Source organism: Acinetobacter sp. ANC 4169 (assembly GCF_002135355.1).
Lineage (GTDB): Bacteria > Pseudomonadota > Gammaproteobacteria > Pseudomonadales > Moraxellaceae > Acinetobacter.
Genome location: NZ_NEGE01000004.1, coordinates 128,025 through 152,712 on the forward strand (window position 1 = coordinate 128,025; position 24,688 = coordinate 152,712).

General features: G+C 40.5%; 26 protein-coding genes and 1 pseudogene. 7 read left to right on the forward strand and 20 right to left on the reverse strand.

Annotation, left to right across the window (positions count from 1 at the left end):
• The first annotated feature begins 3 nt into the window (after positions 1-3).
• Positions 4-975: pseudogene (locus tag B9T26_RS15975) on the forward strand (esterase/lipase family protein).
• 73 nt (positions 976-1,048) lie between these two features.
• Here B9T26_RS15975 and rplS read toward each other — a convergent pair.
• From rplS to ispH, 12 genes are all read right to left on the reverse strand, one after another.
• The gene (rplS, locus tag B9T26_RS04615) at positions 1,049-1,423 is read right to left on the reverse strand and encodes a 50S ribosomal protein L19 (protein WP_086198593.1); all 375 of its coding nucleotides are present in this window, start codon (positions 1,421-1,423) and stop codon (positions 1,049-1,051) included.
• Positions 1,424-1,577: 154 nt separating this feature from the next.
• Positions 1,578-2,318, reverse strand: coding sequence for a tRNA (guanosine(37)-N1)-methyltransferase TrmD (trmD, locus tag B9T26_RS04620; RefSeq protein WP_086198594.1), 741 nt, complete (start codon positions 2,316-2,318; stop codon positions 1,578-1,580).
• Between the two features lie 57 nt (positions 2,319-2,375).
• Positions 2,376-2,924, reverse strand: a complete 549-nt coding sequence (gene rimM, locus B9T26_RS04625; RefSeq protein ID WP_086198595.1) for a ribosome maturation factor RimM — start codon at positions 2,922-2,924, stop codon at positions 2,376-2,378.
• Positions 2,925-2,940: 16 nt separating this feature from the next.
• Complete coding sequence (gene rpsP / locus B9T26_RS04630; RefSeq protein WP_068912833.1) at positions 2,941-3,198, reverse strand: 30S ribosomal protein S16; 258 nt, start codon at positions 3,196-3,198, stop codon at positions 2,941-2,943.
• A 125-nt stretch (positions 3,199-3,323) separates the two neighbouring features.
• Positions 3,324-3,791, reverse strand: a complete 468-nt coding sequence (locus B9T26_RS04635) for a type IV pilin protein (RefSeq protein ID WP_086198596.1) — start codon at positions 3,789-3,791, stop codon at positions 3,324-3,326.
• The gene (locus B9T26_RS04640) at positions 3,785-4,288 is read right to left on the reverse strand and encodes a type IV pilin protein (RefSeq protein ID WP_086198597.1); all 504 of its coding nucleotides are present in this window, start codon (positions 4,286-4,288) and stop codon (positions 3,785-3,787) included. Before B9T26_RS04640 ends, B9T26_RS04635 begins: the two co-directional genes overlap by 7 nt.
• A gap of 9 nt (positions 4,289-4,297) precedes the next feature.
• The gene (locus B9T26_RS04645; RefSeq protein WP_086198655.1) at positions 4,298-8,092 is read right to left on the reverse strand and encodes a PilC/PilY family type IV pilus protein; all 3,795 of its coding nucleotides are present in this window, start codon (positions 8,090-8,092) and stop codon (positions 4,298-4,300) included.
• Positions 8,093-8,106: 14 nt separating this feature from the next.
• On the reverse strand, positions 8,107-8,895 hold the full coding sequence (locus tag B9T26_RS04650; RefSeq protein WP_086198598.1) for a pilus assembly PilX N-terminal domain-containing protein: 789 nt from the start codon (positions 8,893-8,895) through the stop codon (positions 8,107-8,109).
• A complete protein-coding gene (locus B9T26_RS04655) occupies positions 8,892-9,980 on the reverse strand; it encodes a PilW family protein (RefSeq protein WP_086198599.1) in 1,089 nt (362 codons plus the stop codon). The genes B9T26_RS04650 and B9T26_RS04655 overlap by 4 nt, the downstream gene beginning before the upstream one ends.
• 1 nt (position 9,981) lies before the next feature.
• Positions 9,982-10,476 carry a type IV pilus modification protein PilV gene (gene pilV, locus B9T26_RS04660; RefSeq protein ID WP_413772759.1) on the reverse strand — a complete coding sequence of 165 codons (495 nt, stop codon included), beginning with the start codon at positions 10,474-10,476 and terminating at the stop codon, positions 9,982-9,984.
• 8 nt (positions 10,477-10,484) lie between these two features.
• Complete coding sequence (locus tag B9T26_RS04665; protein ID WP_086198601.1) at positions 10,485-11,027, reverse strand: Tfp pilus assembly protein FimT/FimU; 543 nt, start codon at positions 11,025-11,027, stop codon at positions 10,485-10,487.
• A 163-nt stretch (positions 11,028-11,190) separates the two neighbouring features.
• Positions 11,191-12,141 (reverse strand): 4-hydroxy-3-methylbut-2-enyl diphosphate reductase, encoded by a 951-nt coding sequence (gene ispH / locus B9T26_RS04670; RefSeq protein ID WP_086198602.1) that lies wholly within the window; start codon positions 12,139-12,141, stop codon positions 11,191-11,193.
• A gap of 135 nt (positions 12,142-12,276) precedes the next feature.
• Here ispH and gmk point away from each other — a divergent pair, with 135 nt between their 5' ends.
• The 6 genes from gmk to bfr all read left to right on the forward strand — a co-directional run bounded on the left by gmk (position 12,277) and on the right by bfr (position 17,179).
• A complete protein-coding gene (gmk, locus tag B9T26_RS04675; RefSeq protein WP_086198603.1) occupies positions 12,277-12,900 on the forward strand; it encodes a guanylate kinase in 624 nt (207 codons plus the stop codon).
• A gap of 76 nt (positions 12,901-12,976) precedes the next feature.
• On the forward strand, positions 12,977-13,258 hold the full coding sequence (gene rpoZ / locus B9T26_RS04680; protein ID WP_086174531.1) for a DNA-directed RNA polymerase subunit omega: 282 nt from the start codon (positions 12,977-12,979) through the stop codon (positions 13,256-13,258).
• 221 nt (positions 13,259-13,479) lie between these two features.
• Entirely contained in the window at positions 13,480-15,585 is a 2,106-nt protein-coding gene (locus tag B9T26_RS04685) for a RelA/SpoT family protein (RefSeq protein WP_086198604.1), read from the forward strand.
• Between the two features lie 68 nt (positions 15,586-15,653).
• Complete coding sequence (locus B9T26_RS04690; RefSeq protein ID WP_086174533.1) at positions 15,654-16,037, forward strand: RidA family protein; 384 nt, start codon at positions 15,654-15,656, stop codon at positions 16,035-16,037.
• A 234-nt stretch (positions 16,038-16,271) separates the two neighbouring features.
• The gene (locus B9T26_RS04695; protein ID WP_086174534.1) at positions 16,272-16,466 is read left to right on the forward strand and encodes a bacterioferritin-associated ferredoxin; all 195 of its coding nucleotides are present in this window, start codon (positions 16,272-16,274) and stop codon (positions 16,464-16,466) included.
• A 248-nt stretch (positions 16,467-16,714) separates the two neighbouring features.
• On the forward strand, positions 16,715-17,179 hold the full coding sequence (gene bfr, locus B9T26_RS04700) for a heteropolymeric bacterioferritin subunit Bfr (RefSeq protein WP_086198605.1): 465 nt from the start codon (positions 16,715-16,717) through the stop codon (positions 17,177-17,179).
• A 59-nt stretch (positions 17,180-17,238) separates the two neighbouring features.
• Here the strand turns inward: bfr and B9T26_RS04705 are convergent, their stop codons facing one another.
• The 8 genes from B9T26_RS04705 to B9T26_RS04740 form a co-directional block, all read right to left on the reverse strand.
• Positions 17,239-18,879 carry a PglL family O-oligosaccharyltransferase gene (locus tag B9T26_RS04705; RefSeq protein WP_086198606.1) on the reverse strand — a complete coding sequence of 547 codons (1,641 nt, stop codon included), beginning with the start codon at positions 18,877-18,879 and terminating at the stop codon, positions 17,239-17,241.
• A 107-nt stretch (positions 18,880-18,986) separates the two neighbouring features.
• A complete protein-coding gene (tfpZ, locus tag B9T26_RS04710; RefSeq protein ID WP_086198607.1) occupies positions 18,987-19,724 on the reverse strand; it encodes a TfpX/TfpZ family type IV pilin accessory protein in 738 nt (245 codons plus the stop codon).
• Positions 19,725-19,763: 39 nt separating this feature from the next.
• On the reverse strand, positions 19,764-20,294 hold the full coding sequence (locus B9T26_RS04715) for a pilin (protein ID WP_086198608.1): 531 nt from the start codon (positions 20,292-20,294) through the stop codon (positions 19,764-19,766).
• Positions 20,295-20,492: 198 nt separating this feature from the next.
• Complete coding sequence (locus B9T26_RS04720; RefSeq protein WP_086198609.1) at positions 20,493-21,026, reverse strand: pilin; 534 nt, start codon at positions 21,024-21,026, stop codon at positions 20,493-20,495.
• A gap of 198 nt (positions 21,027-21,224) precedes the next feature.
• Positions 21,225-21,785: a TPM domain-containing protein gene (locus B9T26_RS04725; RefSeq protein ID WP_086198610.1), complete on the reverse strand. Its 561-nt coding sequence runs from the start codon at positions 21,783-21,785 to the stop codon at positions 21,225-21,227.
• On the reverse strand, positions 21,779-22,840 hold the full coding sequence (locus B9T26_RS04730; protein WP_086198611.1) for a TPM domain-containing protein: 1,062 nt from the start codon (positions 22,838-22,840) through the stop codon (positions 21,779-21,781). The genes B9T26_RS04725 and B9T26_RS04730 overlap by 7 nt, the downstream gene beginning before the upstream one ends.
• 30 nt (positions 22,841-22,870) lie before the next feature.
• Positions 22,871-23,461 carry a LemA family protein gene (locus tag B9T26_RS04735; RefSeq protein ID WP_086198612.1) on the reverse strand — a complete coding sequence of 197 codons (591 nt, stop codon included), beginning with the start codon at positions 23,459-23,461 and terminating at the stop codon, positions 22,871-22,873.
• A 159-nt stretch (positions 23,462-23,620) separates the two neighbouring features.
• On the reverse strand, positions 23,621-24,505 hold the full coding sequence (locus B9T26_RS04740; RefSeq protein ID WP_086198613.1) for a metal-dependent hydrolase: 885 nt from the start codon (positions 24,503-24,505) through the stop codon (positions 23,621-23,623).
• Positions 24,506-24,688: the final 183 nt, after the last annotated feature.

Here is a 24,688-nt window from a genome sequence, read left to right on the forward strand (position 1 = left end):
TCCATGCAACTTAAACACATCGTCCTCGCTGCACTGAGTAGTGTTGCATTCGTGCATTTACCTGCGCAAGTTGCCGGTTTAACCCAATATCAAGCAAAAGCTATATCGAATTACGCCGCTACCCAATACCCCTTAGTGATGGTACATGGCTTTGGCTTGGGCTTTTCGCGTATTGGTACACAGATGTTGGGCTTAGATTATTGGTATCAAATTTTGCCAGACTTAGCACGTAATGGTGCGGCAGTTTATGCAGCTGAAATGTCCGCTGTGGAATCTACGGAAGTTCGTGGTGAGCAGCTTTTACAACAAGTCGATGAAGTGATTGCCCTCACCGGCAAGAAAAAAAGTGAATTTGATTGGGCATAGTCATGGTGGCCCGACCATTCAGTATATTGAAGGTGTTGCACCCGAAAAAGTTGCCTCCATGACAGCGGTCGCAGGTGCCATGAAAGGCACGAAACTGGCGGATGTGATTGTAGAAAGTAAATTTCTCGATCCGATTGCAGAAGTGGTTTTTGGTTTACTCGGTAAAGGGATTGCGCTGATCCAGTCAAATCCAGAACTTAGCGTTGATTATGAAGGCTCGATGCAATCCTTAAGCACAACAGGGATTAACGAATTTAATGCGAAATATGGTTCAGCAGCCATTCCCAAAGATTGTAATAGTCAGGGGGCAAAAGCTGACTGCTGATGGTATTTATCATTATTCGTGGATGGGCAATCAGCAAATCACCAACCCTTTAGATGTGATTGATACCTCGATTGTCGCGCTAGGTACAACTTTATTAAAAAGCAAAGACCATAATGGCCTTGTCTCCCTCTATAGTGGCCGTTATGGAGGTGATTCGTCAAGATTATAGACACAATCACTTTGATGAGATTAATCACTTCTTTGGAATACAAGGCATGTTCACCCAAGATCCCGTTGCTATCTTCAGGCAACATGCCAACCGCTTAAAACTGCAAGGGCTATAAATTTACATAGCCAATTTCAAGCATAAAAAAATGCGCCAAAGGGCGCATTTTTTCACTCGTATAAAACTTAAAATTAAGCTTTAACTTTACGAGCTGGCAATTTTTCACGAATACGTGCAGCTTTACCAGACAATTCGCGTAGGTAGTAAAGTTTAGCACGACGAACGTCACCACGACGTTTCACTTCGATACCAGCAACGATTGGTGAATGTGTTTGGAAAACACGTTCAACACCAACACCGCTAGAGATTTTGCGTACTGTGAACGCAGAGTTCAAGCCACGGTTTTTCTTAGCAATTACAACGCCTTCAAATGCCTGAAGACGTTCACGCTCACCTTCTTTTACTTTTACTTGAACTACTACAGTATCACCAGGAGCAAAAGCAGGGATATCTGATTTTAACTGAGCATTTTCAATAATTTGAACTAAAGGATGTTTACCACTCATTGTGGGAATCTCCAATATGTGCGGGACAGAAGAGGTCTGTGCTACCGCTGGGGATAGAGGCTAAATCGCGTATCGACCCGTTTATCTTTCCCTTTATTACTTAAGCAGATACTCAAGCCAATAAAGAGCCTATTCATTAATACTTAAATGGAATTTAAGTATGCAAATCTTTTAGCCATTTTTTTTGCTGCTTGGTCAACTCTGCTTTTTCCACCAACTCAGGTCGGCGTTCAAGGGTTCGTTGATAGCGCTGCAAAAACCGCCATTTTTCAATGTTGGCATGATGCCCGGATTTAAGTACTTCAGGCACATCCAAACCTTCGAAATGATCTGGCTTGGTATATTGTGGGCAATCTAACAGACCATCCACAAATGAATCTTGCACGGCGGACTGTTCATCTGACATGGCACCCGGAAGTCTCCGAATGATACTGTCCAATAAAACCATCGCAGGCAGTTCACCACCCGACAACACGTAATCTCCAATTGACCATTCCTGATCAACATATTGCTGGATCAAACGTTCATCGACCCCTTCATAACGTCCACACAACACAATCAGTCCATCATATTCGACAAACTGCTGTACCGCAGGTTCGTTTAAGGTTTTTCCTTGCGGCGACATATACACCACAGGAACCTGAACACATCCTGCTTGCTTTGCAAGCTCTTTGGCATGGTTGATTGCTTTGGACAGAGGTTCTGCCATCATCACCATACCTGGACCACCACCAAATGGACGTTCATCCACTCTTTTGTAGTTGCCCTCAGCATAATTGCGAGGGTTAATGCAAGTAACTTGCACTATTTCACGTTTTGCCGCACGCCCGCTAATACCGTAGGCTGTAATCGCTTCAAACATTTCAGGAAAAAGCGTAATGACTGCAAAAAACATCGCAGACTCCTCTACTTTCCTGCTGCGTTTATCCTTAAAGGACAAGCTTTTAAATATTTAGTAATCCACGCCCCAATTTACGTAGATACGACCAGCTTCAAGATCAACTCGCTGTACCACATCTTTATGCCATGGAATCATGCGTTCTTCAGCATCAATGCTGTCCGGTGTTGCGTGAACCACCATCACATCATTGGCACCCGTCTCAAACATTTCATGGATTTTACCGAGATTCACTTCTTGTTCGTTTTCATCAAGACCCAACACGGTTAAGCCTTTTAAATCCGACCAGTAAAACTCATCCATTCCTGCTTTCGGAAGCTGCGCTTTTGAAATCCAGACATTTGCGCCAACCAAGCCATCCGCTGCTGTGCGATCGCTCACACCCTTCAACGAAACAACCAGGCCTTTGCCATGCGGTTTCCAACGTTTTACATCTATTGTTTGCCAACCTGCTTTGGTCTCTATGTACCAAGGAAGATAGTCAAAGATGTTGCTCATAGGTTCTGTATTGGAATAGACCCAGAGCCACCCATTTAATCCATATGCTGAACGTAACTGTCCAATCTGAATACGATCTTCGGGAACATTCTGTGTTGGTGTCATGGGCTACCTACTACAATTAAGCAGCAGCTGCAGCTTTTTTAGCTTGAGCAGCTAAAGAAGCAACACGTTCAGACGGTTGAGCGCCTTGAGCAACCCAATGAGCAAAACGATCAGCATCTAAACGAAGTTTTTCTGCTTTACCTTGAGCTGTAGGGTTAAAGAAACCAATACGTTCGATGAAACGACCGTCACGCGCATTGCGGCTATCAGTTACAATAACTTGATAGAACGGACGTTTTTTAGCACCACCGCGTGCTAGACGAATTACGACCATGTTAATACTCTCACATGTTAAAAAAGCTTTTTAAGTTCGAATGAACTAAAAAGGCGAATATTTTACGATATATTCGCCTAAAGGGAAAGATCAAAAAGTGTTTATCCACAATTTTGAATTTAGATTTATCTGCCATCCCAATTTGAGGTGGCTGAAGGGACGCAAGCTACTCCACCATTTTTATCGCTACCTTTGGTCCAACAACGTTCTCCACGATGATTAATAACAATATGGCCATCTCCCAATTGTGCCGATCCAGACTTTGGGGTTGCCGTCAAAGTCCATGTTCCAGCATTCACATTGCTTAAGGTTAAATTGTACAATGGTGAAGATGATGTAGGTAATACTGAAGGTATTCCCGCATCTGCCAATGTTATTGGTGTTGTAGTTCCAGCCTTAAAAAAAGTAAAGTTTGCAATCTTATAACGCTGTAATTGCCCCGCAATTTGCAGCATTGAAGCCTGAGCATCTGTTCTCTTGGTCTTACGCACTGAATCTTGATATGTAGGATATGCAATCATTGCAATGATACCAATAATAGCTACCACAATCATGAGCTCAATGAGAGTGAAGCCTTTTAGATTTTTCACCATTCTTCACGTCCTGTCGCAAGTGTTCCACAGGTAGCATCTGTAATACTTGTTGCAGTAATATTTGCTACCGTTTTATTTTTACAACGTAAACCTGCACTCGTCATCAAAAAACTATAGTTTTTTGGATCAGTGCTTTCAGCACGAATTACCCAGCTCTGCCCAGCAGCAGCATTATTGGTCAGAGTTCTTGTAGTATTTTCTCCATCTCGTACAGTAATTCTATATTTAATAGCACTGCCTGTAGCCCCAATGGGTAATATAAATGGATCAGGTGTTGTTGAAAAACCCAAATAATTAAAATTACGTGTTTTATTTCTTTCCAGTAAATTTGCTAGCTGTTGAATTTCCTGTTGAGTCTGGGTAGCAAATGTACGTCGTGCATATTCCTGATAACCGGGGATAGCAATAGCCGCAAAAATTGCGACTATTACAACCACGATCATTAACTCAATGAGTGTAAAACCAGATACAGGATGCTTTTTTTTAAAATTAATCATGTATCACCCTTATCTAAGACCAGAGAACTCATACCAGCGTTGTGGTACCAGACAAATTTTACTGCTACCTGCCGAGATAATACCGGATATGGTAGTCGCGCCCCGATTCCCTGTAGATATACAATAGTTCTTAGTTGGATCAGGCTCAGGATTTGGATTTGGATTTGGATTTGGAAAGTCCTCGCACGTTTCAACCGCAGGGTTACATTTCTTATCATCAACGATAGTTGTCGTTTGAATACCTGAGCCCGTTGAACAACCATCTGGTGATGTACATTCTGGTGGTGTTCCACCTACTGGAACACATTGGCCATATGGCATACAGAACTGCTGTAAGAAACTTTCACCTTTAACCCCAGCACCACAGTCGCCCGATAAACCCGGCTTACTACCATCAAATATTGAAACAAACATTCTTGAATTTAGAACGATAGGAGTAGCGAAGACCTTCGCACTTTGTAGTTTCGCAGCTGAACCTGACGATTTAAAACGATAGAACCACCCGTAACTCGTATACGGTGCAACAAGTGTTGTAGCATCATTGCGATTGGTTTGAGTAATTTCACCTAAATCAGCTTTTGTTAATGTCTTGGTAAAGGTAGTAGCAGTATATAAATCTTTACGCGTCACATCTTTGTCATAAATATTATAAACTGCATCATAATCATAGCCAGAAGTTCCTACCGTATAATCTTTTAAAGGTTGACTCCGGTTACCCGTTCCAATAGAAATTGCAGCAAAGGTTTTTCCTGCATAATCATAGATAGAGAAACCTGGCATTTCGTAAAATCTTGGGCTTTTTTCAGCAGCATTTAAACTCAGTAACAATCTCGGAGTCTTTGCAAATGCACCTAGTGTTGCTGCATTATTATCAAGATCAATACGGAACAATTGACCACCCAAATCACCAAAATAAAGATGATCAACCAAACCATCAGCATTTCTATCTTCAGTGCGTATTTCGCTGACTACGCTATATTTTAAATTGGCATCATTTAATCCAATTACACCACTAGTTGTTGTCGTTGCATTTTTACTCGCCCACCACAGCAAATCACCGGTGTCGGCATCGAACATATAAACACCGCCACCTTTGGCATTGGTTTGATTATATGTATCACTTTCATAACCCGCATATGGACCTTTAACACCATTGGTACGAGCATCGCCATCGTCGCCCCCTGCATCATATCCACCACCTACAAACATGACACGTTTGCGGCTCTTACCCCATTTCACCCAGGCAATGGCGGGTTTAGACCAACTTTGTCCCATATATTGTAAGGCAGGTACTGATTTACTGCTTCCGTTGTAATACACTTTTTGATCTGAAGGAGAAATTTGAAATAGCAGTTTAGGGTTATTCATATCTGCTAGATCTAAAGCATAATAACTACGTCCTCCCATACGCAAACCGCCATAAGCGATCTGTTTACCTTTTTGCAAGTTCCGACCGGTACCGACCGTCAAGTTATTTGAGCTATCAACCACATATTCAGTATAAGTGGTCCATGGAGCATCTATACCGTAATACAGTTTATTTAAACCACCAGTTGTACTGTCATATTTCAGGAATGCCTCTTTTTGGTTTTCGACCATTTCATTGGGTACAAATGCAAATTTCTCTTTACCTGTTTTTGCATCTACCGCATGTAAAAGTCCTTGAGTCGTACCAAATAAAACATAATCCTCACGATTTGTAGAACCTAAAATATTATTTGTATATGTAATTTTACCTTTATTAGTGACCAGTAAAGGTGAGGAATGCATGACCGCACCAACCTGACGTAATTCTGGCGCTGTTGTCAAATTAATCGCTGTTGGATTAGCTGCATCTACACCATAACCTAACAAACTGATGAGGTAACCGCGGTTCGAATCATTTTTATAAGTCGTATCGGTTAAATCTGTAACTCTGACTTGACGTAAAGTTGTGCTACTGCCAAAAGTTGCTGTGGCTCCAGTACCATTTGCTATACGATTTGTAAGCAGCTTACGATTTTGTGTGTTTGCTTCGGTACGTAATTTAAGTTGTGACTTTACCCCACCCATTAATGCAAATTTGGTACTACCATAAGTGGTCTCATCTGCATCCTTAACACTTGCATCAACAGCAGGTGCCCATAGGTCATAGTTATCAATAATACGGCCTTTATTATCGACAATTTTATTACTACCTTTGTCTCTTAACACCCCTTCAATCACATTGTATTTCTTAAGATTACCCGCCCAAAGTTGATAGGTTTTATCAGGTGTGGGTTGAAATTGAGGATAATAAGCTTCTTTTTGTAAAACTGATGGATTAAGACTGTCTTTAGGTACTGTTGGTGAACCTGTAGTAACTGCAGGGATATCTGCACTCAAACTACTGATAAATTCATTCACACTATCCACAACGTCCTGTGAACTCGCTCCCGAGTACCATCCCCCCTCACCAATAATTCCCCAATAAGCAGCTCGTTTTACATTAGTATCAATTGTACCTAAATTAGCAATATTCTGTTCTTGGGTTAAATTTTTACTAAAAGAAGCAACATTATTAAAGCTACTTCCAAATCCTACAACTGCTGTTTTAAATTTTATGTTTGCCGGGTTTTTAGTAGGATCAAGTAAAACTAAAGCTAATTTATTCAGACAATCATAACTACTGTTATCACAAGTGAAATTTTGTCCCTGCAAACCTAATGCACCCTGCATTAGAGGTAATGAGTTAGTATCTTCTGATGGATCACCATCAGTCAGAACATAAACACCTTGCCCACTACATTTTTTAATATCTTCTTCTTGAGTTAAAGAAGCTGGTGAACTATATAAAGTTTGATCTACATTTTTCGTATCGGTTGTCGAATAAGTAAAACCAGAATTACTATTCGCGATATCAATTACCCCTGTATAATTATAACAAGTTTTATTTTGATAAGAGCTACCTGAAGTACTAATGGCACACGCGGAACTGTTAATAGAATCATTTAGTTCTGGTAAGCTTTCCGCACTAGAAAAACTACTCCATGTATTACACGTAGAATAACTCGTATTCCATGCTGTACACTTACTCACATATTGCACCCAGGGATTAGTCGTCTTAGATCTATACTCGTACGATCGATAATAAGGCATATCAGCTACAGTTCGCTGTCTTGAGGCAGTTGTAGTACCCATTAAATATGATACAGTTTCAGCATAAGATCGAGCTGTTGGTGTATTGGTAGATGCTGAAAGTCCTTTGACGTAACTTAATAAAATATCTCGTTGTTTTTGACTTCCTACGTCAACCCCTAAAGCTCGTGCTGGTACTAACACGCGTCCCGTATCATAGTATCTGCTGGTATAAACCCCAAGTGTTGAAAGCCCAATAATTTTCCGATCATCAAGCTTAGTTATTCCTTTAGTTGTATTCCCCTGTAAAAGATCAAAAACACCATCTTTAAGTCTTGAAATCCGATCATAGCAACGGTAAGAAGTACCTACTAAGGTACATCCAGTTTTTGTATTTTTTACTGTGGCTGAAGCACTGCTTGCACTAATGGAACAGTAATTACGCGTATAGCCACCAGGAGCCGTATCTGTAGTACAGTTATTACTAATTCCATAGTCATTACTAATTGATCGGGTATCCATACTTCCAGAAATATCCAGCATAAGCATAAGTGTAATGTCACCCGACTTTGCTTGCTGATAAATATCAATATCACTAGCCTGAACAGTGCTGCTAATAATAAGACCTGTACAAAATGCAGTCGTTGTTGTTGCCAATAAATTTTGACTAAATTCTTTAAACTTCATTTTATTATTTAATCTCTTCATTTCCCCTTCTCCCATTATGTAAAGTTCTGCGCAATGGTGTACTCACTCACCTGAGTTGTGAAAGGTACATTTAAACTGGTTAAACAATCGGTTACACTCGTTAATGGATTATCCTTAACAGCTGTTTCTGAAGGAACTGTTGGTTTTGTGGTATCACTAGGTATAGTGACCTCATTCATATGAGATTGAAGACAGGTATTAATATCCGTACGAGAAGCATTTGTAAGTGCAGGCATAAGAGAAACTGAAAATATTTTTACCCTTTTAGCCTCTTCGACTTGCCCTGTTTTGGTATCTGTAGCTCGCGTTCGGTCGTAAAAAGGATCCAGCTCTTCAGCCGTTGAAAATTTGACTGAAACTTGGGTCATCACTGCCCGTCGTCCACTGGTAAACCAGTTGTTACTGCTACTTTGAGTAGCATCACAATACCCATTTACACCGAAGTTATTATTTGTTGGTTTCGTCCCAGCAGGCTCCCACTCAATGATATTTGCTCGACCAATATCAAAGAAGTCAGTCTGGTCTCCTCGATAACAAAAGACTAGCTCCTTATTTTTATCGTTAGCATTACTCACATAGCCAAACATGCCACTTCCACTCAAGGCTTGAGCTAAATTATTAATATCTTCTGTACTAAAAAATGCTGAATCCGAGTTCTGAGTTAATAACTGCTGAACCTGACTGTTTGTTGCAATACTTAAGCCCACCATACTTTGACGAATCGCAATGGTTCCAATCACCGTAATAGCCACAAGAAAAACAAGTACCACGATCAAGGCGGCTCCCGATTGAGTTTTTCTCATTTTCCGCGCTCCCCTATAGAGTTTCTTAAAGCCACCGTTTGTGAAATAACTTGACGCACGTATTTTGTTGCTGTGGCAGGTTTCTTCACTTTTACAGTTTGATCTAACACAACAAAGTCTTGATCGCTTTTAATCAAAGAATCATTTCCGACACTTTGAGAAGAACGGGTTAATAATCCAATCTGTAGTGAAGTTATTCGTGGTCTTGGCGCAGCTAGGCCCATATAATCATTTATCGATACATATCTATGCTGGGTACCATTTTGAACACCCAATAGCACACGAAAATGGTCAACTCGTTTCATCATAATTTCACCTGCATCCCCATATCTGGTGATAGCAGCAGGATTACCTGTAGTTGAATAGAATCCTGCATCACAGGCAAGTGCCAAAGGCTGGTTAGGTTCAGTTTTCTGATTGTTCGTATCTGCACGTAAAAAATAACGTTGAACAATGACTTGTGGGCCAAATGCAGCTTTTTTTGTTGGATCTGGTTCTGTAGGCTTAGGATCATTTAATAGAAATTCTAAGCGATTACCTTCACAATCAAAGCCACCAAATAAAACGTCATCACTCGTATCGGTGGGCGTATTTTTTTGATCTATAATGTATTGAGGAATATATTGAATTACCAGTTGGTCACTAGATATATCCGAACCATTAACTTGAACATTTGATGCCCCAGACCAAGCCGGAGCTGTACTTACCGACATACCATTACTTCTCGAAAGTAAATTGACTGCAGCCGTATTACCTACAATAGTATTAGCAAAATTACTTAAAGGTGTAGCAGGAGTAGTTTTTGTATCTTTAGTTGCATTTACTGAAGAAGTAAGGACAATTCCACCAAATGCCGTTTCATCATTTACAATTGATTTTTGATTATTTAGGTTTGTTATTCGAATATCTTTAGTTAAATAATTTAAGCCGAAATTTGCATTATCTTGAATATCAGACATACCTTGCTGCATGGACAAGCTTCTTTGACTTGTTAAAAACAATAGAATCGCAGCTGCAGTAATAATCAAACCTAATGTTAAAGAAAGCATCAGCTCAATTAAAGTAAAACCTGATTGTCTGATCATTTTAATACGCCTCCATAATCACGCAGGTTGAGGCAGGATTATAAGCATTACCATTTGTACAATCTCCTGTTCCTGTTCCATTGGTAGCGCTCGAATCTCCCCAAGCAACATATACACAACTACGATTATTATTATTTCCCTGACAATTCATAATATTCATGGTCATACCAAAAGAGGCAGCCCTATTCGTGACTTGAGCTACATCAAAATCTGCAAGATCTGTTTCAGAACAATTAGAAGTAAAACAATTCGTTTTATATGCCTTTTGATTTGCAGGAGTTTTAATTTCAGATTCATACGTTGTCACAGCAAAACGATTAACTCGTATTCTTTCAGCCAGATCTCTCGCTATACTAATTGCCTGTACACGTGAACTGGCCTCAGAAGTTGCTTCTACTGCACGATATTGCAATGCGACAAAACCGAGTACGCCTATTGCCAATATTAATAGAGCTACAAGAATTTCAACCAAGCCGACGCCTTTCTGTGTTGTCATTGATTTCACTAGCAAGTCCCCTCTGTGATCTGCTGAATTGTTCCCATTCTAGAAAGACTTACTGTTTTCGATTTTGTACCGCCTGATTTATTACAAATCTGAAATACATCAGTATTCTGATCAAGTGGTCTTAAACACTTTGCTGGATTACCTGAATCTGAAATACAAACGCCTCCATTGAAATCAAATAGTAGTGAAATAGGTACTCCTGTTTTTAATTGTGCTTTACCTTCAGGTTTCCAAAGAAAAAACGTTTTTCTTGTTAGATTATCTCTTTGAACGGCTGTTAACTTATTATCAACTATATCTTTATAATCTTTATTTTCAGCTGCTATATAAATTTCGATCGGCATACGCTTAGTGACTGCTTGGGAACGCGCTTCGTTTAAAGTCAAAATTAAATCTTGTGTACTTTTATTTAAGTTTTGACTTAACATCATGTCACTAAAAGAAGGAGCAGCCATCGTTGCAATAATTGCAAATATAGCTATTGTTATCATCAGTTCAATTAAGGTGAATCCTTGTTCTTTTCTTTGTTCTTTTCTTTGCATACTCCCCCCAACGCAACAAAACTTTACCCTATTTAAAATAATATCGAACTTAATTACAAATTAAGCACACAAAAGGATAAAAGGCATAAAAAAACAGATAATTGCCAAAAAGCAATTATCTGTCAATTTTTAAAAATTTTCAGAATGTTAAATCATTCACGCTTTAAGCTTGTGTTACAGGAATACGTAACTCTTTCGGCAAGCTAAAAGTAATATTTTCTTCCCGCCCTGCCAGCTCTTGCGGAGCTTTCGCGCCCCAGTCCTGTAAACGCTGAATCACCTGCTTGATTAAAATCTCGGGTGCTGATGCACCAGCAGTCACCCCAATTTTGGTATTTTCATTAAACCAGGCTTGCTCCAGCTGATCTGCATTATCGACTAAATAGGCCTGTTTGCCCATACGCTCTGCCAGCTCACGCAAACGGTTAGAATTGGATGAATTAGGCGAACCCACCACTAAAACCACATCACATTGCGTTGCCAGGTCACGTACCGCATCCTGACGGTTTTGAGTGGCATAGCAGATATCATCTTTACGCGGTCCCTGAATGTAAGGGAATTTGCTACGCAAGGCATCAATCACTTTGGCAGTATCATCAATGGATAGCGTCGTTTGGGTAACAAAAGCCACTTTTTCAGGATGCTGTACCACTAAAGCAGCTACATCTTGTTCATCTTCCACCAAATAAATATGACCGCCATTCTTCTTGTCATATTGACCCATGGTGCCTTCCACTTCGGGATGTCCTTCATGGCCAATCAAAATGGCTTCCGTACCTTCACGTGCATATTTGGTTACTTCAATATGCACCTTGGTCACCAGCGGACAAGTTGCATCAAATACCTTTAAACCCCGGCGTTCCGCTTCCTGTTGTACCGCTTTCGATACACCATGGGCACTAAAGATCACGATATTATCATCGGGAACCTCATCCAGTTCATCGACAAAGATTGCGCCACGCTGACGTAAATCATCCACCACAAACTTGTTATGCACCACTTCATGACGCACATAAATAGGTGGATTAAAGCATTCTAGTGCCCGATTGACGATCGCAATTGCTCGGTCGACACCTGCACAAAAACCACGTGGATTGGCCAATACAATTTCCATAAGATCCTCAATGTTCACCCGAAGTTGAGCGGAATAATTTGAAATAAATGCCAACAAAAAGACGCTTGGCTATTTTGTTTGCGGGTCGTCTGCTCTAAAATAGAGAAGATATTTTATCATATCAGGAAAAATATCATGTCGGGTCTCTTGTTTGTCGTTTCTGCTGCATCTGGAACAGGCAAAACATCCCTCGTTAAAGCCCTGCTTGACCGTGTAACCAATCTACATGTTTCTGTTTCTCACACCACGCGCGGCCAACGTCCTGGCGAACTCGACGGTGTGCATTATCATTTTTCAAAAAAAGAAGATTTTCTTGCTCTAGTTGAGCAAGGCGGTTTTATTGAATATGCAGAAGTGTTTGGCAATTATTACGGTACTGCTCAAGCAACCGTAAAACAACAACTTGCCAAGGGGCATGACGTTCTACTTGAAATTGACTGGCAAGGTGCTCAGCAAGTTCGCAAACTTTTTCCTGAATCACGTCAAATCTTTATTCTCCCACCTAGCCAGTTCGATTTACGCCAACGTCTTTCTAATCGTGGCACAGACTCAGTGGAAGTAATTGAGCGCCGTTTAGGCTGTGCAGTTGAAGACATGCAGCAATATAGCAACTTTGACTATATCATTATTAATGATGACTTTAATAAAGCACTGCATGATCTGGAATGCGTGATTATTGCCAATCGTTTGGTGTTATCACAGCAAGCTGTTCGTCATCAGCAATTGATTGAAAAATTAATTACTCCTGTTGAACCGTGATTAAAACTTGAGTCTACAGGCAAAGCATTTTATACTGCCCAGTCTGTTCAAATTTAATATTCAAACGAGAATTCTTATGGCACGCGTAACCGTTGAAGATTGTTTAGACCATGTAGACAACCGCTTTGAGCTTGTACTAGTGGCAAGCAAACGCGCGCGTCAATTGGCACGCCAAGGGATCGAACCTACTGTAGAATGGGATAACGATAAACCGACTGTGGTTTCTTTGCGTGAAATTGCTGCTGGTCATGTATCTAAAGACATCTTGAAACAACGTGATCAAGACTATCAAGCTTCTAGCCTTGACCTGGCACTTTCTGCAAACAATCTGAATTTAGATGGCTTTTCTTTCCAATAAGAAAAAATATCTGAGAAAAAGCCTAGTTTTAACTAGGCTTTTTTTATTGCATAACTTTTATATTTGCCCAATAAACGTTATAACATAGGTATAAAGATACGTTATTTAAGATGTATCTTTTTGCTTTTTTTTAAATGAAAAAATTGACAAGTCATGCAATATGCTTTTCATTAAAGCTCTAGCGATTTAAATTGTAGAAACTGAAGTAGTAAAGGTGTTATATGCCAGGCCCACAGGTCAGCCAAGCCAAACAACAGCTCAAAATTATTATCGACGCTTACTTAAGTGCAAGTGATGTCGAGCGCGTGCTTGTGGCCTGCGATTATGCCGATATTGCCCATGACGGCATCACGCGTAAAAGCGGTGAACCTTATATCCTGCATCCGATTGCAGTCAGCAGCATTCTTTCACATATGCGTCTGGATGCTGAAACCCTGATGGCCGCCCTGCTGCATGACGTGATTGAAGATACCGAATTTAACAAAGAAGACATCACGGAAAAATTTGGACGCACGGTGGCAGAACTGGTCGATGGTGTCACCAAACTCAGTCATTCCAGTGATAAAGAATATAATAAAGCTGCATCCTTCCGTAAAATTCTGCAAGCCACCTTACAAGATCCCCGTGTCATTATTATTAAACTGGCAGACCGTTATCACAACATGACCACCCTGGATTCATTACGTCCAGATAAACGTAAGCGTATTGCCCAGGAAACTTTCGATATTTTTGTGCCCATGGCGCGTATTGTCGGCATGAATGAGATGGCCGATAATCTGGAGCATCTGTGCTATCAGAATCTTGATCTGGACATGTTTAACAATGTTCAGGATGCCTTATTACAAACCAAGCCCAAACGCTGTGAATATCAGAGCATCTGGGAAAAAAATCTCACTGAACTACTGCAACAGCACCAGATTGGCGGCCGTATTAAAAAGAAAAATAACAATATTGAATTACTGCGTCACTTTGTAAAAAACGATATTGATTTACAGGAGCTGACCCATAGTCATGCTTTTGAGATTATTCTGCAAAGCATTGCCGACTGTGACCGTCTGGCAGAAATCCTGCGCGAAAATTTCCAGATTTTACATTATGAAGATCATATTCGCCGTCCATTACCTGGCGGCAACCAGTCGTTAATGATGCGTTTAAAAGGCGAAAAAACCACCCTATCATTGACCATCCAGACCGAGCTAATGCGTAAAGCTGCCCGTTTTGGCGTGGTGTTAGGTGAAAATGCACCGCAAGCCTGCCGTTCAGCCATTCAGGCCTCTATGCAGAACCTGAATGTGCTGGTGGATGGTGAATGTGCCAAAACCACTTTTAGCGATCTATTAGATTATTTACACCAGGAAAAAATCTGGGTGTATACCCCGCATGGTCATTTACATGAACTCCCACAAGGGGCTACTGCGGTCGATTTTGCTTATTCAGCCAGCCTGTTTTTAGGCAACCATGCTGTGGGAGCAAAAATCAACGGGGAAACCCGCCCTCTTTCAACACCACTTATTAGCGGGCAAGTGATTGAGATTATTACGGATGTCTTGGCGACACCAAATCCAGATTGGCTGAGCTTTATTAATACTCAAAAAGCACGTCGTGCCTTGCAAAATATTTTGCGTGACCAAGACATCGAAGAACAACAATTAGTTGGCCAGCAGGCACTTAACCGCGCTCTTAAACTCTTTAATCACTCAGTAAAAGACTTAACTGAAGCAGATTGGCAGGATATCCTGCAATGGCGTCATATTGAATCCAAAGAACAGTTATTCGAGCAGATTGCGGTGGGAGACTTACTTCCACAACTGGTGGCCAACCATCTTTTTGCACAAGGTCAAAGTCTGGAACCACAACCTTCAACCCGCCTGATTCAAGGGACGGAAGGTGTTGATGTCAAATATGCGCATTGTTGCAACCCGGTACTCGGCGATCCGATCCAGGGACACCTCTCACGCCGTGGCTTAATTGTGCATCGTGCTCGTTGTCATAATCTTTTACATGAACAGCATCAGCATCCAGAAAATATTATGCCATTGCACTGGACTGCTGAAGATGTCAATGACATTAGTTTCACTGCCTATTTAAGTATTGATATGCTAATGAATGATGAACAAATTTCTGACCTGATTTATCAGTGCCGTAAAGAAAAAACCGGTGTAGAAATGGTTCATGCCCATGAAGGCAAAACCTACGTCCACATTGTGGTACATAACCGCAAACAAATTGCTCAAATTATTCGCGATTTACGCATGCACTTTGGTTTTCCACGCATAACCCGTTTAGCCCAGCCAATCAACATTACCGAAGCATCTAAAGCAAGTTAATTCAATCATATGCAACTTTTTTGACTGATATACGCTATGATGTATAAAGATGATATAAGGAGAAATCAATGTCACGCCAAGTAATCCATACTGAAAATGCACCTGCAGCCATTGGTACATATTCTCAAGCGATTTTAGTTGAAAATACCCTGTACCTTTCAGGTCAAATTGGTTTAGATCCTTATAGTATGGAATTGGTTGAAGGTATTGAAGCTCAAATTCGTCGTGTATTTGATAATTTAAAGGCCGTTTGTGAAGCAGCCGGTGGCTCATTGGCAGATATCGCCAAACTGAATATTTTCCTGACCGATCTTTCACACTTCCAGTTAGTCAACCAGATTATGGGTGAATATTTTGCCCAGCCTTATCCAGCACGTGCAGCCTTAGGGGTAGCAAGCTTGCCTAAAGATGCCTTAGTGGAAATGGATGGCATCGTCATTATTAATAAATAATTTTCAATTAGTTAGAAAATTCATTAAATATCCAAGTTTCAAAACTCAGTTCTAAATGATCAATTCATCTTGCGCGAGAATCCGAGCAGCACTCGGATTTCCGCTCAGGTGGTATTTTTTTATTCAAAAACTCAATCATAATAAATGATATTTCAAATGAATTTCATTGACAAACGATAATAATTATCAATAATATCACTTATCCCATTTCACTATTTATTATGGCTAGTTCAAATGTACGTGTGCTTATGTCGTGGTATTACAGATCAAGATATTAAAGATGCAGTCGCAAATGGCGCAGAAAGCTATCGTGAAATTCGCGATCTACTTGATTTAGGTACCTGCTGTGGTCGTTGTGCACCAGAAGCACGCGCCATCATTAGTGAAGAACTTTCAGAAATTGCAGCCCGTATCTCGGTAGCGGCTTAAACCCGATAATCATAATGATAAATTTAATGGTCAAAAGATCATTTCTCCTCTCCCGCTTATGACTCTAGGCGGGTTTTTTATGCGCCCTGTCTAGCTTGCAGCTTTTTACCGTTCTTGATTGCGATTTTCATTTGCTGTTCAATAAACTACTCGCCATTGTTTTGCTTCTTGTTTAAGATAATTGACATAATAATTTTTTGATTGCCTGACCCGTTGTGAAGGCAAAAATTGTTGATGGAGAACTTACAATGAAAGGCAATCGTGACGTCATTAATCAGTTAAACCAGGTGCTTTACCATCAGTTGACTGCCATTAACCAGTATTTCCTGCACTCACGCATGTTTAACGATTGGGGAATTGAACAACTGGGTTCGGCAGAATACAAAGAATCGATTCAGCAAATGAAAGATGCAGATAAAATTATTGAACGGATTTTATTCCTTGAAGGCCTGCCTAACTTACAAAATTTAGGCAAGTTGTATATAGGTCAGCATACTGTTGAAGTACTGAATTGTGATGTGCGTAAAGTCAACGAAAATATTGAAGCCCTGCAAAAAGCGGTCGGCCTGGCCGAGCAGGAAATGGATTATGTGACTCGTGACCTTGTTCAGGAAATTCTAGAAAAAGAAGAGGAATATCTAGACTGGACCACCACCCAGCTTGATCTGGTAGAGAAAGTGGGTATTGAAAACTATATTCAAAGCCAGATTTAAGTTTAAAAAGCCAGTCGATTGACTGGCTTTTTAGTTGTTAGATTCGCTTTTTAAGCGTCCTATTTTTTGGCAACGGGTTGGGCCAATGAGGCGTAATCCAGATCAACTTTACGTAGTTTTTTTAATAACCGGAGCTGATGTCTAGCCTCCTGCTCATAGCCATTAAAAGCCAGTATTTTGGCATATTTAAGCAGATCATAGGCGGTCGGATAATTGAGCACCATCTCCCTAATTTCTTCAAGTTGCTGTGCACTCACCTTGCTATAGGGATTCATACGAATCCAGTCTATACGCCGGTTAAATTCTTCCAGCAAATAAATCTGATCTTGATTGGTAATTTTTTCCGGCGCTTTTTCGTAGCGTAGCGTTTGATTGAGTTTAGGGACCATCACCGAATAATCCCGCACGATCAGAATCAGCAGCAAGAAAGATAGGCCATAAGCCACCCGCATATAATTGGGTGAAAGGGTCAGGACCTTGGTATCACTCTGTTGTGACTGAATCAAGCCAATGATAAAACCCACTGGAAGCAGGAAATAGGCATAGTACTGCGGAAATTCCAGCATTGAATGAATCAGCACTGCGCCAACCATCAAAATTCCGATTACTGATTCTACCGAATTGACCCGCTTATTCAGCTGATAACCCCAATAGCCAAAGTAGGCCAAAAATGGCAAACCAATAATTACACCATTCCAAAGGATAAAATCGAGAATAAAATTATGTGCGCTTCGAATCCACACCGGCCCCTGAAAATGGTCACTAACAAGGGTATACGCAACACTGGTTTGGTTCCAGCCATAGCCAAACCATGGACGGTCAGCAATTGCATGCAACATTTGCTGCCAAATGGCTAGACGCGACATATCTCCTCTTGTCGCACGCTGTACTACATCGCGGCTTTGAACAATATTTGCATCCGTCAGTTGCGCCAAAGTCTGGCTCAATATTGGCGCCAACATAACGAATCCGACAAATAAAATAAACCAGCCGATTGTCCAAGACCATTTAAGGCGAATCAAGCCACGATATTGTTGATAAGCCAAATAGGCTAAAATACACAGACAGGCCACCCAGGAAGTACGCGACTGACTTAAAGCCACGCCTATGAGTATAGGTAAAGCGCAAGCGACCAACCATTTGGTTTGGACTTTTTTCTTTTCATAAAGATACAAACATGCCATTAATGACATAAGTAGAAAAGTGGCCATATTGTTGGGTTGGGCAAAGTTTGCATATGGACGTGTATTGCCCTGGATGTTGATCATACCGGGCAAATGAGCATCTAAATTGGTCCATTGGCAGATAGCAATAATACCTGTCGCTGTGCCTGCCATTAAAAACACGTAACTGAACCCAGTAAAAATACTTTCACGGTCTGTTTTTTCGCTTGATAAGTTATAGCCAACCACCGTGCTCAGCCAAAAACCAAGGACAAATAACGTACAGATAAAGGCTTTATCAAAGAAAAACAGCTCTCCTACCCCATATTGAACCAGCGGGATCATCGCGAGAAGCAATAATGGCAGGCTAATCACCGGTAATTTAATTTTGTCTTTTAAATAAATGGCGGCGAGGACAAACAGAGATAAAAAGGCAAACAGTTCACCGGTATAGGTAACCCAAGGGCGATAATGGATAGGCAGAAGCCAAGCCAGTGAGATAAAGACACTGGCTAAGAGAAGGAGCAAGAATTTCATGATTAAATCAGTGAAAGTAGAATGGGCATATAATAATAAAAAAGCAGATCAATTGATAATCTGCTTTTTACTTTAGCTTATACCGCTACTTTCTTACACAACCAAGTTTATTTCCATGGTCTTAAGTCGACAATTTTAACTACTTCGCCTTTTTCTTTATTGATTAAGACGGTCATATCAACAGCAGTGGCTTTTAAAGGTACAAAAGCGTTCGCTTCAGGATATTTCGCCAAAGTATTCTCAACCTGTTTTTGGTTGTTATATTTTTTAAGATCTTCTAAATTTTGTACGCGACTTTGAATTTTTGATTTTGCCTGTTTCAATTGGACATAACGTTCAGGTCTTTGTGCTATTGAAATTCCAGAGCCAATTTCCGCAAACATTTCCTTATTTTTCTGTTTCCTATCTTTTGCGAACTCGGCAGCAACAAACTGTGGTGTAACCCAGGAAGGTTGCATAAACTGGGGCTGAATTTTTTCAGGATTTTCTATCACAATTTCATTGTTTTTAATTAGTTCAAAACGGTCAACATTATAAACTAACCAAACTGGACGACCATCGGCAATTTTATATACACCATACGCCAAAGCCATGATTTGTATCAATATAATTACAATTAAATCAAATTTAAGAGTTTTTTTCCCTTCTTTATATACTAGCCAGGTAAAAAATGGACCCAATACCATATCAATACCTAGCATCATCAGGAAAATATGAGTCACGCCTACCGCTTTATTGAGAGGAAAGGGATACCAGCAAAAAAATACAATCGTTGCAGCTATGCACCCCACGCATATAGAACCGATTAAGTGTGCAGTAACAAACCTGGCTTTAGCTGTTTTCATGTTTTACCTGAAACATATTTCCAAAAAAAATTTTATTTATTAACGACAAACAGAAGGAACAAATCTAGGTTGCATTGTACCCAAAGTTGCACCTGTCATACCATTTAAAATTGCGGTCTGCTGAGTTTTTGAAGAACATGCCCAATCTACCACTCCACTTTCACCTGCAGCCAGAGCATTTTTTAAGGGCTTGATTACATTTCCGTTGACTCTAACAAAAGGACTAATAATCAGCAAATTTTCTGTGGGAGCCACACCTACCATCGCACTTTTAAAAATGATACTGATTTCTCCGCTCTGTGGATCAACTAACACACTCTCTACATATTTACTGCTTGCACCTTTGTTTATGGCCTGGGCATTCCATGATTTCGCGACCCGATCCAGATCACCAGAGGACACTATCGCCTCTGCTGCCATGCTCACCTTTGCACTATCCGCTAAAGTAATACCTTCCAGTACACGTGTCCGTATGCTGTAGTCCTGATACGCAGGCAAAGCAATAGCAGCAAGCAGCCCGATAATCGCTACTACGATCATTAACTCAATTAAAGTAAATCCGCGTTGCATAAGCTCGCCCCATATAGTTATTATTCATTTTCTTTTCAAAAAACATACCAATAAATTTTAATTATTATTTTCAATTACTTAATAAAAAAACAATTAACTATAAATGCAAATTTTGTCACTTATTCACATTTTATTTCATAAAATGAGATTTAGTACACAAAAAAACAGCCCGAAGGCTGTTTTTTGCTTAACTCAATATTAACGACATTGAGAAGGTGCATATTTAGCTTGCAATGTACCAGCTGTAGGAGTAACTAAACCTTGAGCAGTAGCAGTAGCATTTGTAGCAGAAGCACAAGCCCAATCTACGTTACCTGTTGTACCTGCAGCTAAAGCCGCGGCTAAAGTTGGAACAGGAGTTGCACCAGTTTGTACATATGGACTTAAAGCAATAGTATTTTCTGCTGCAGCTACACCCACTGTTGTTGGATTATAAGTGATTGTAATTACACCTGTTGTTCTTACAGCTTGCACTGAATTTACATACTTAGATTTTGCACCAGTATTATTAGCTTGTGCATTCCAAGTATCTACAACAACACCTAAATCAACTAAAGTTGGAGCACTCGCAATTTGTTTCTGTGCATCGCCAGCAACTGTTAAACCTTCAGTCACACGGGTACGAATGGTATAGTCTTGATAAGCAGGAAGTGCAATCGCAGCCAAAATACCGATAATCGCAACAACGATCATTAATTCGATAAGAGTAAAACCCTTTTGAATTGATTTCATAACATTCTCCACAAATGTTTTTTTGTTTATTTATAAGCTTTGTAAGCTAATTTATATTTAGCACTAATTGTGCCAAGATTGATTATAATAAAATTAATAAAAAAAACAGCACTTTAAAAAAATAAAATTGTTACAACGTAGTTTTTATGTTTTTTTTGGTAAAAAAGTGACATTTTGTGTCACTAATCCACCTATTTTCTAGTCCAATATAATCGGATTATTTTCTAACTCGTTGTTTTGCTCTTTAACAGATTGTGCATAAAACTGGGTGAGCACTGCACCAATATGCCTCACTCCTATCACCACAGCCAGGCGAAACTGTTGTTCAATCAGTTGAGCAATCATATTTTGGCAAATTTCATCCCAGATTATTTGCTGAGTAGCAGTTTTAATCCCGCGATCAATCACAATTTCAACTTTTCTTTCACATAAATTGATGTAAAGAAGTACACCACTGTTAAATTCAGTATCCCACACTCCGAGTTCAGCGAACAACTGTCGTGCGCGCATGCGAGTATTCTGAAAATAAGCTTGATTAACAGGTAAATGACCTTCTATCACCACCTGTATTTCACCAACATGCCCCTGTTCAGCCTCAGTCACCGCTTGCGCGATAGCAGCCTGATCCTGTTTGGAAAAATAGCGCTTCGTGGCAGGCATATATAAAAAATGCTTCAACCAGCGCTTAAAACTGGGCTGATTCACTTCTGCTGTTTTAGGTTGTGTGACAATCTCTGTCGTATCTGTTTTTGTTACCATGATCCTGATGCGCCTCCCCCGCCAAAGCCGCCACCACCGCCGCTATAACCACCGCCAAAACCGCCACCTCCTCTACCCCCTCCACGACCGGCAGATGAAAGTACAAGCTGGAAAATGGTTTGTGCAATAGCAGTAATCAGTAAAAAGAAAATCCCACCACCAATCAATAAACTTGTCACAATACCTGCGCCATTGACCAGACCGGCGACAGTTCCTGCAACAGCAGCAGTAGATGCACTTAAAGGTTTACCCACAATAAACGAACCTATAATGCCCGCAATTAAAATAAACAGGGCTGTACTAAAAGTTTTCTCTTTCGCCTGTTGTTCATGCAAGGCTTTTTCTTGCCGTTCTTTCAGTTCCTGCGCAGCATTCGCTGCAACTTCAGGATCCATATTTAAAATACGTTCAATCTCGGCCAAACCTGCATCAATGCCTTGGGCATATTGAGCCTGCTTGAAATAAGGTGTAATTTTTTGATTAATAATCCGACTGACTATTATATCCGGCAGTACACCTTCCAGCCCATATCCGGTTAAAATCTGGATACGGCGATCATTCACCGCAATCGTCATAAGCAGACCATTATCTTGCTTGGCAGATCCAAGTTGCCATTTTTCAGCCACCCGCATGGCAAAATCAAAAATATCTTCCTGACCTGTCGTCGGGACAATCACCACACCAATTTGCGCCTTGCCCTGTTCATGCAGGTTGAGAATCCGTTGACTGATCTCCTGCTTTTCACCAGCACTAAGCAAATTTGCCTGATCCACAACCGGTTCATTTAAAGTCGGCAGTCCACGTATCGATTCACCCTCTGCCATATCATTGGCAATTTGAGCTTGCTGGGCTTGTTCAGCTGGTGGTGAAGGTGTTTGCTGCTTTTGATTGGTCGCCTGTTGCTCCTGAATAACTTTCCCCACAATCACTGCTTCTTCGTTATCTGTAGCCGTTGCCACTTCAGCTAAAGCAAATGGGCTAGACAATACTACACAACACAGCATCAGCAGTTGCAAAACAATAGCGAGAGAATTTTTCTTTTCTGGAGCAAGCATAGATGCATCCTTTTCTATTCAAATACGCTTTTAATTAAATGACACCTTAGGTGCAGTTTGTGCACCCTGCTCGGCACTGAAATTCGGTTTGGGATCCATGCCAATCACTTTGGCTGTCATCACCTGCGGGAACTGACGTGAATAAGCATTAAAATCTTGAACTGTGGTGATATAACGGTTACGCGCCACCGCAATCCGGTTTTCAGTACCTTCCAGTTGTACCTGTAAATCACGGAACTGCTCGTTCGCCTTTAAGTCAGGATAATTTTCAGATACAGCAATCAAGCGTGACAATGCAGTGGTCATCTGTGCCTGAGCTTCCTGATACTTCTGGAATAAAGCCGGATCTTCCAATACTTCTTTATCTACCTTTAAACCGGCCACATTGGCACGTGCCTGAGTCACTTCAGTCAATACCTGCTCTTCATGCGTGGCATAGCCTTTGACGACATTGACCAGATTAGGAACCAAATCTGCACGGCGTTGATACTGGTTCTGCACTTCTGCCCAAGAAGCGGTTACAGCCTCGTCCTTCACCTGTAAAGTGTTATAGCCACAGCCTGATAAGGTCAGCGTACTGGCCAGCACCAAAGTAACAAATGTTTTTTTCATAAAATTCATTGTGCTATTCCTCAATTATTTATTTGTATTTGTTTAAATAATTTTATTGTAAACATATTTACCCTTCAGTTTTGTTTGATTTATTTAGCATTCAAACCTTTTACTGGGGAAAATAAAAAAGCCCGATCATCAATCGAGCTTAATCAACAAAAATTATGATCAGCTATACGCGACTGCTGAAAATTCTTTTTGAAATTCTGGATGTAAATATTCTGTCGCCAGTCGCTGCTTCCACTCATTAACAATATCTGTATAGTCAATTTCAGAAGGATGAAAATCGGCTTTAAAATAGGATAAATATTCAGGTAACAACTGTACGAACATTTTTCCAATTAAATAGATCCCTAGAAGATTACCCCCCACTTTAGGCAGGCTTTGCTTTTTATCTTGCCAAAATAACCGTGTGGCTGAATAGAAGGTCAAGCTGGCAAAACCGGTGGTGACACTGCGCATAATCATCTTGCGGATTTTATCATCACCATAAACCGCCTGATAAACATCAAATGCTACCGCGCGATGTTCAATCTCTTCAATTGCATGCCAAACCCAGAGCTTGACCGTATCTTCATCCATCGTCGCCAAAATTTCAGGATGTCGCAAAATATATCCACCAAGCAAAGCGGTAAAATGCTCAAAGGCACAGGTAATCGCCAGCTGGATTTTTGGATGCAGTCCTTTTACATAACTGTTTTTACGCTCCAGCCAGGCTTGAAAACGATCCAGATGATAATCATCACGACGCCACGCAGCATTAAACTCTGCATGTGCTTTGGAATGCATGGCTTCCTGTCCGATAAATGCAGCGATCTGTGCCTGAAGTTTTTCATCTTTCACTTTATCGCGTACATTACGCACACTATGTACAAAGAACTGCTCCCCAATCGGAAAAGTGGAAGATAACGCAGTCAGCAAATGCGACATGATGGGTGAATTGGCAAAGTAATGTCGACGAATCGCTTTGGGATTAAATTGCGGTTTACGCACCGTAATCCCGATAGCTTTTGGACGATTTTGATATGATTTTTTTGCCGTCACTTGGGTCATGCTGTTACCTTTTTTAATAAATAGGCTTATCAGCAAGTATGCAAACTAAATCTCCATAGCTATATGGCAAGAATGCTTATTGGATTTGCGAAAAGGTTCATTCTGTATTAAATCCCAATACTTAAAAGTAAAGAGTTCCCTCTCCCTTTGGGAGATGAGAATCCTCAGAATATATTTTCAGCC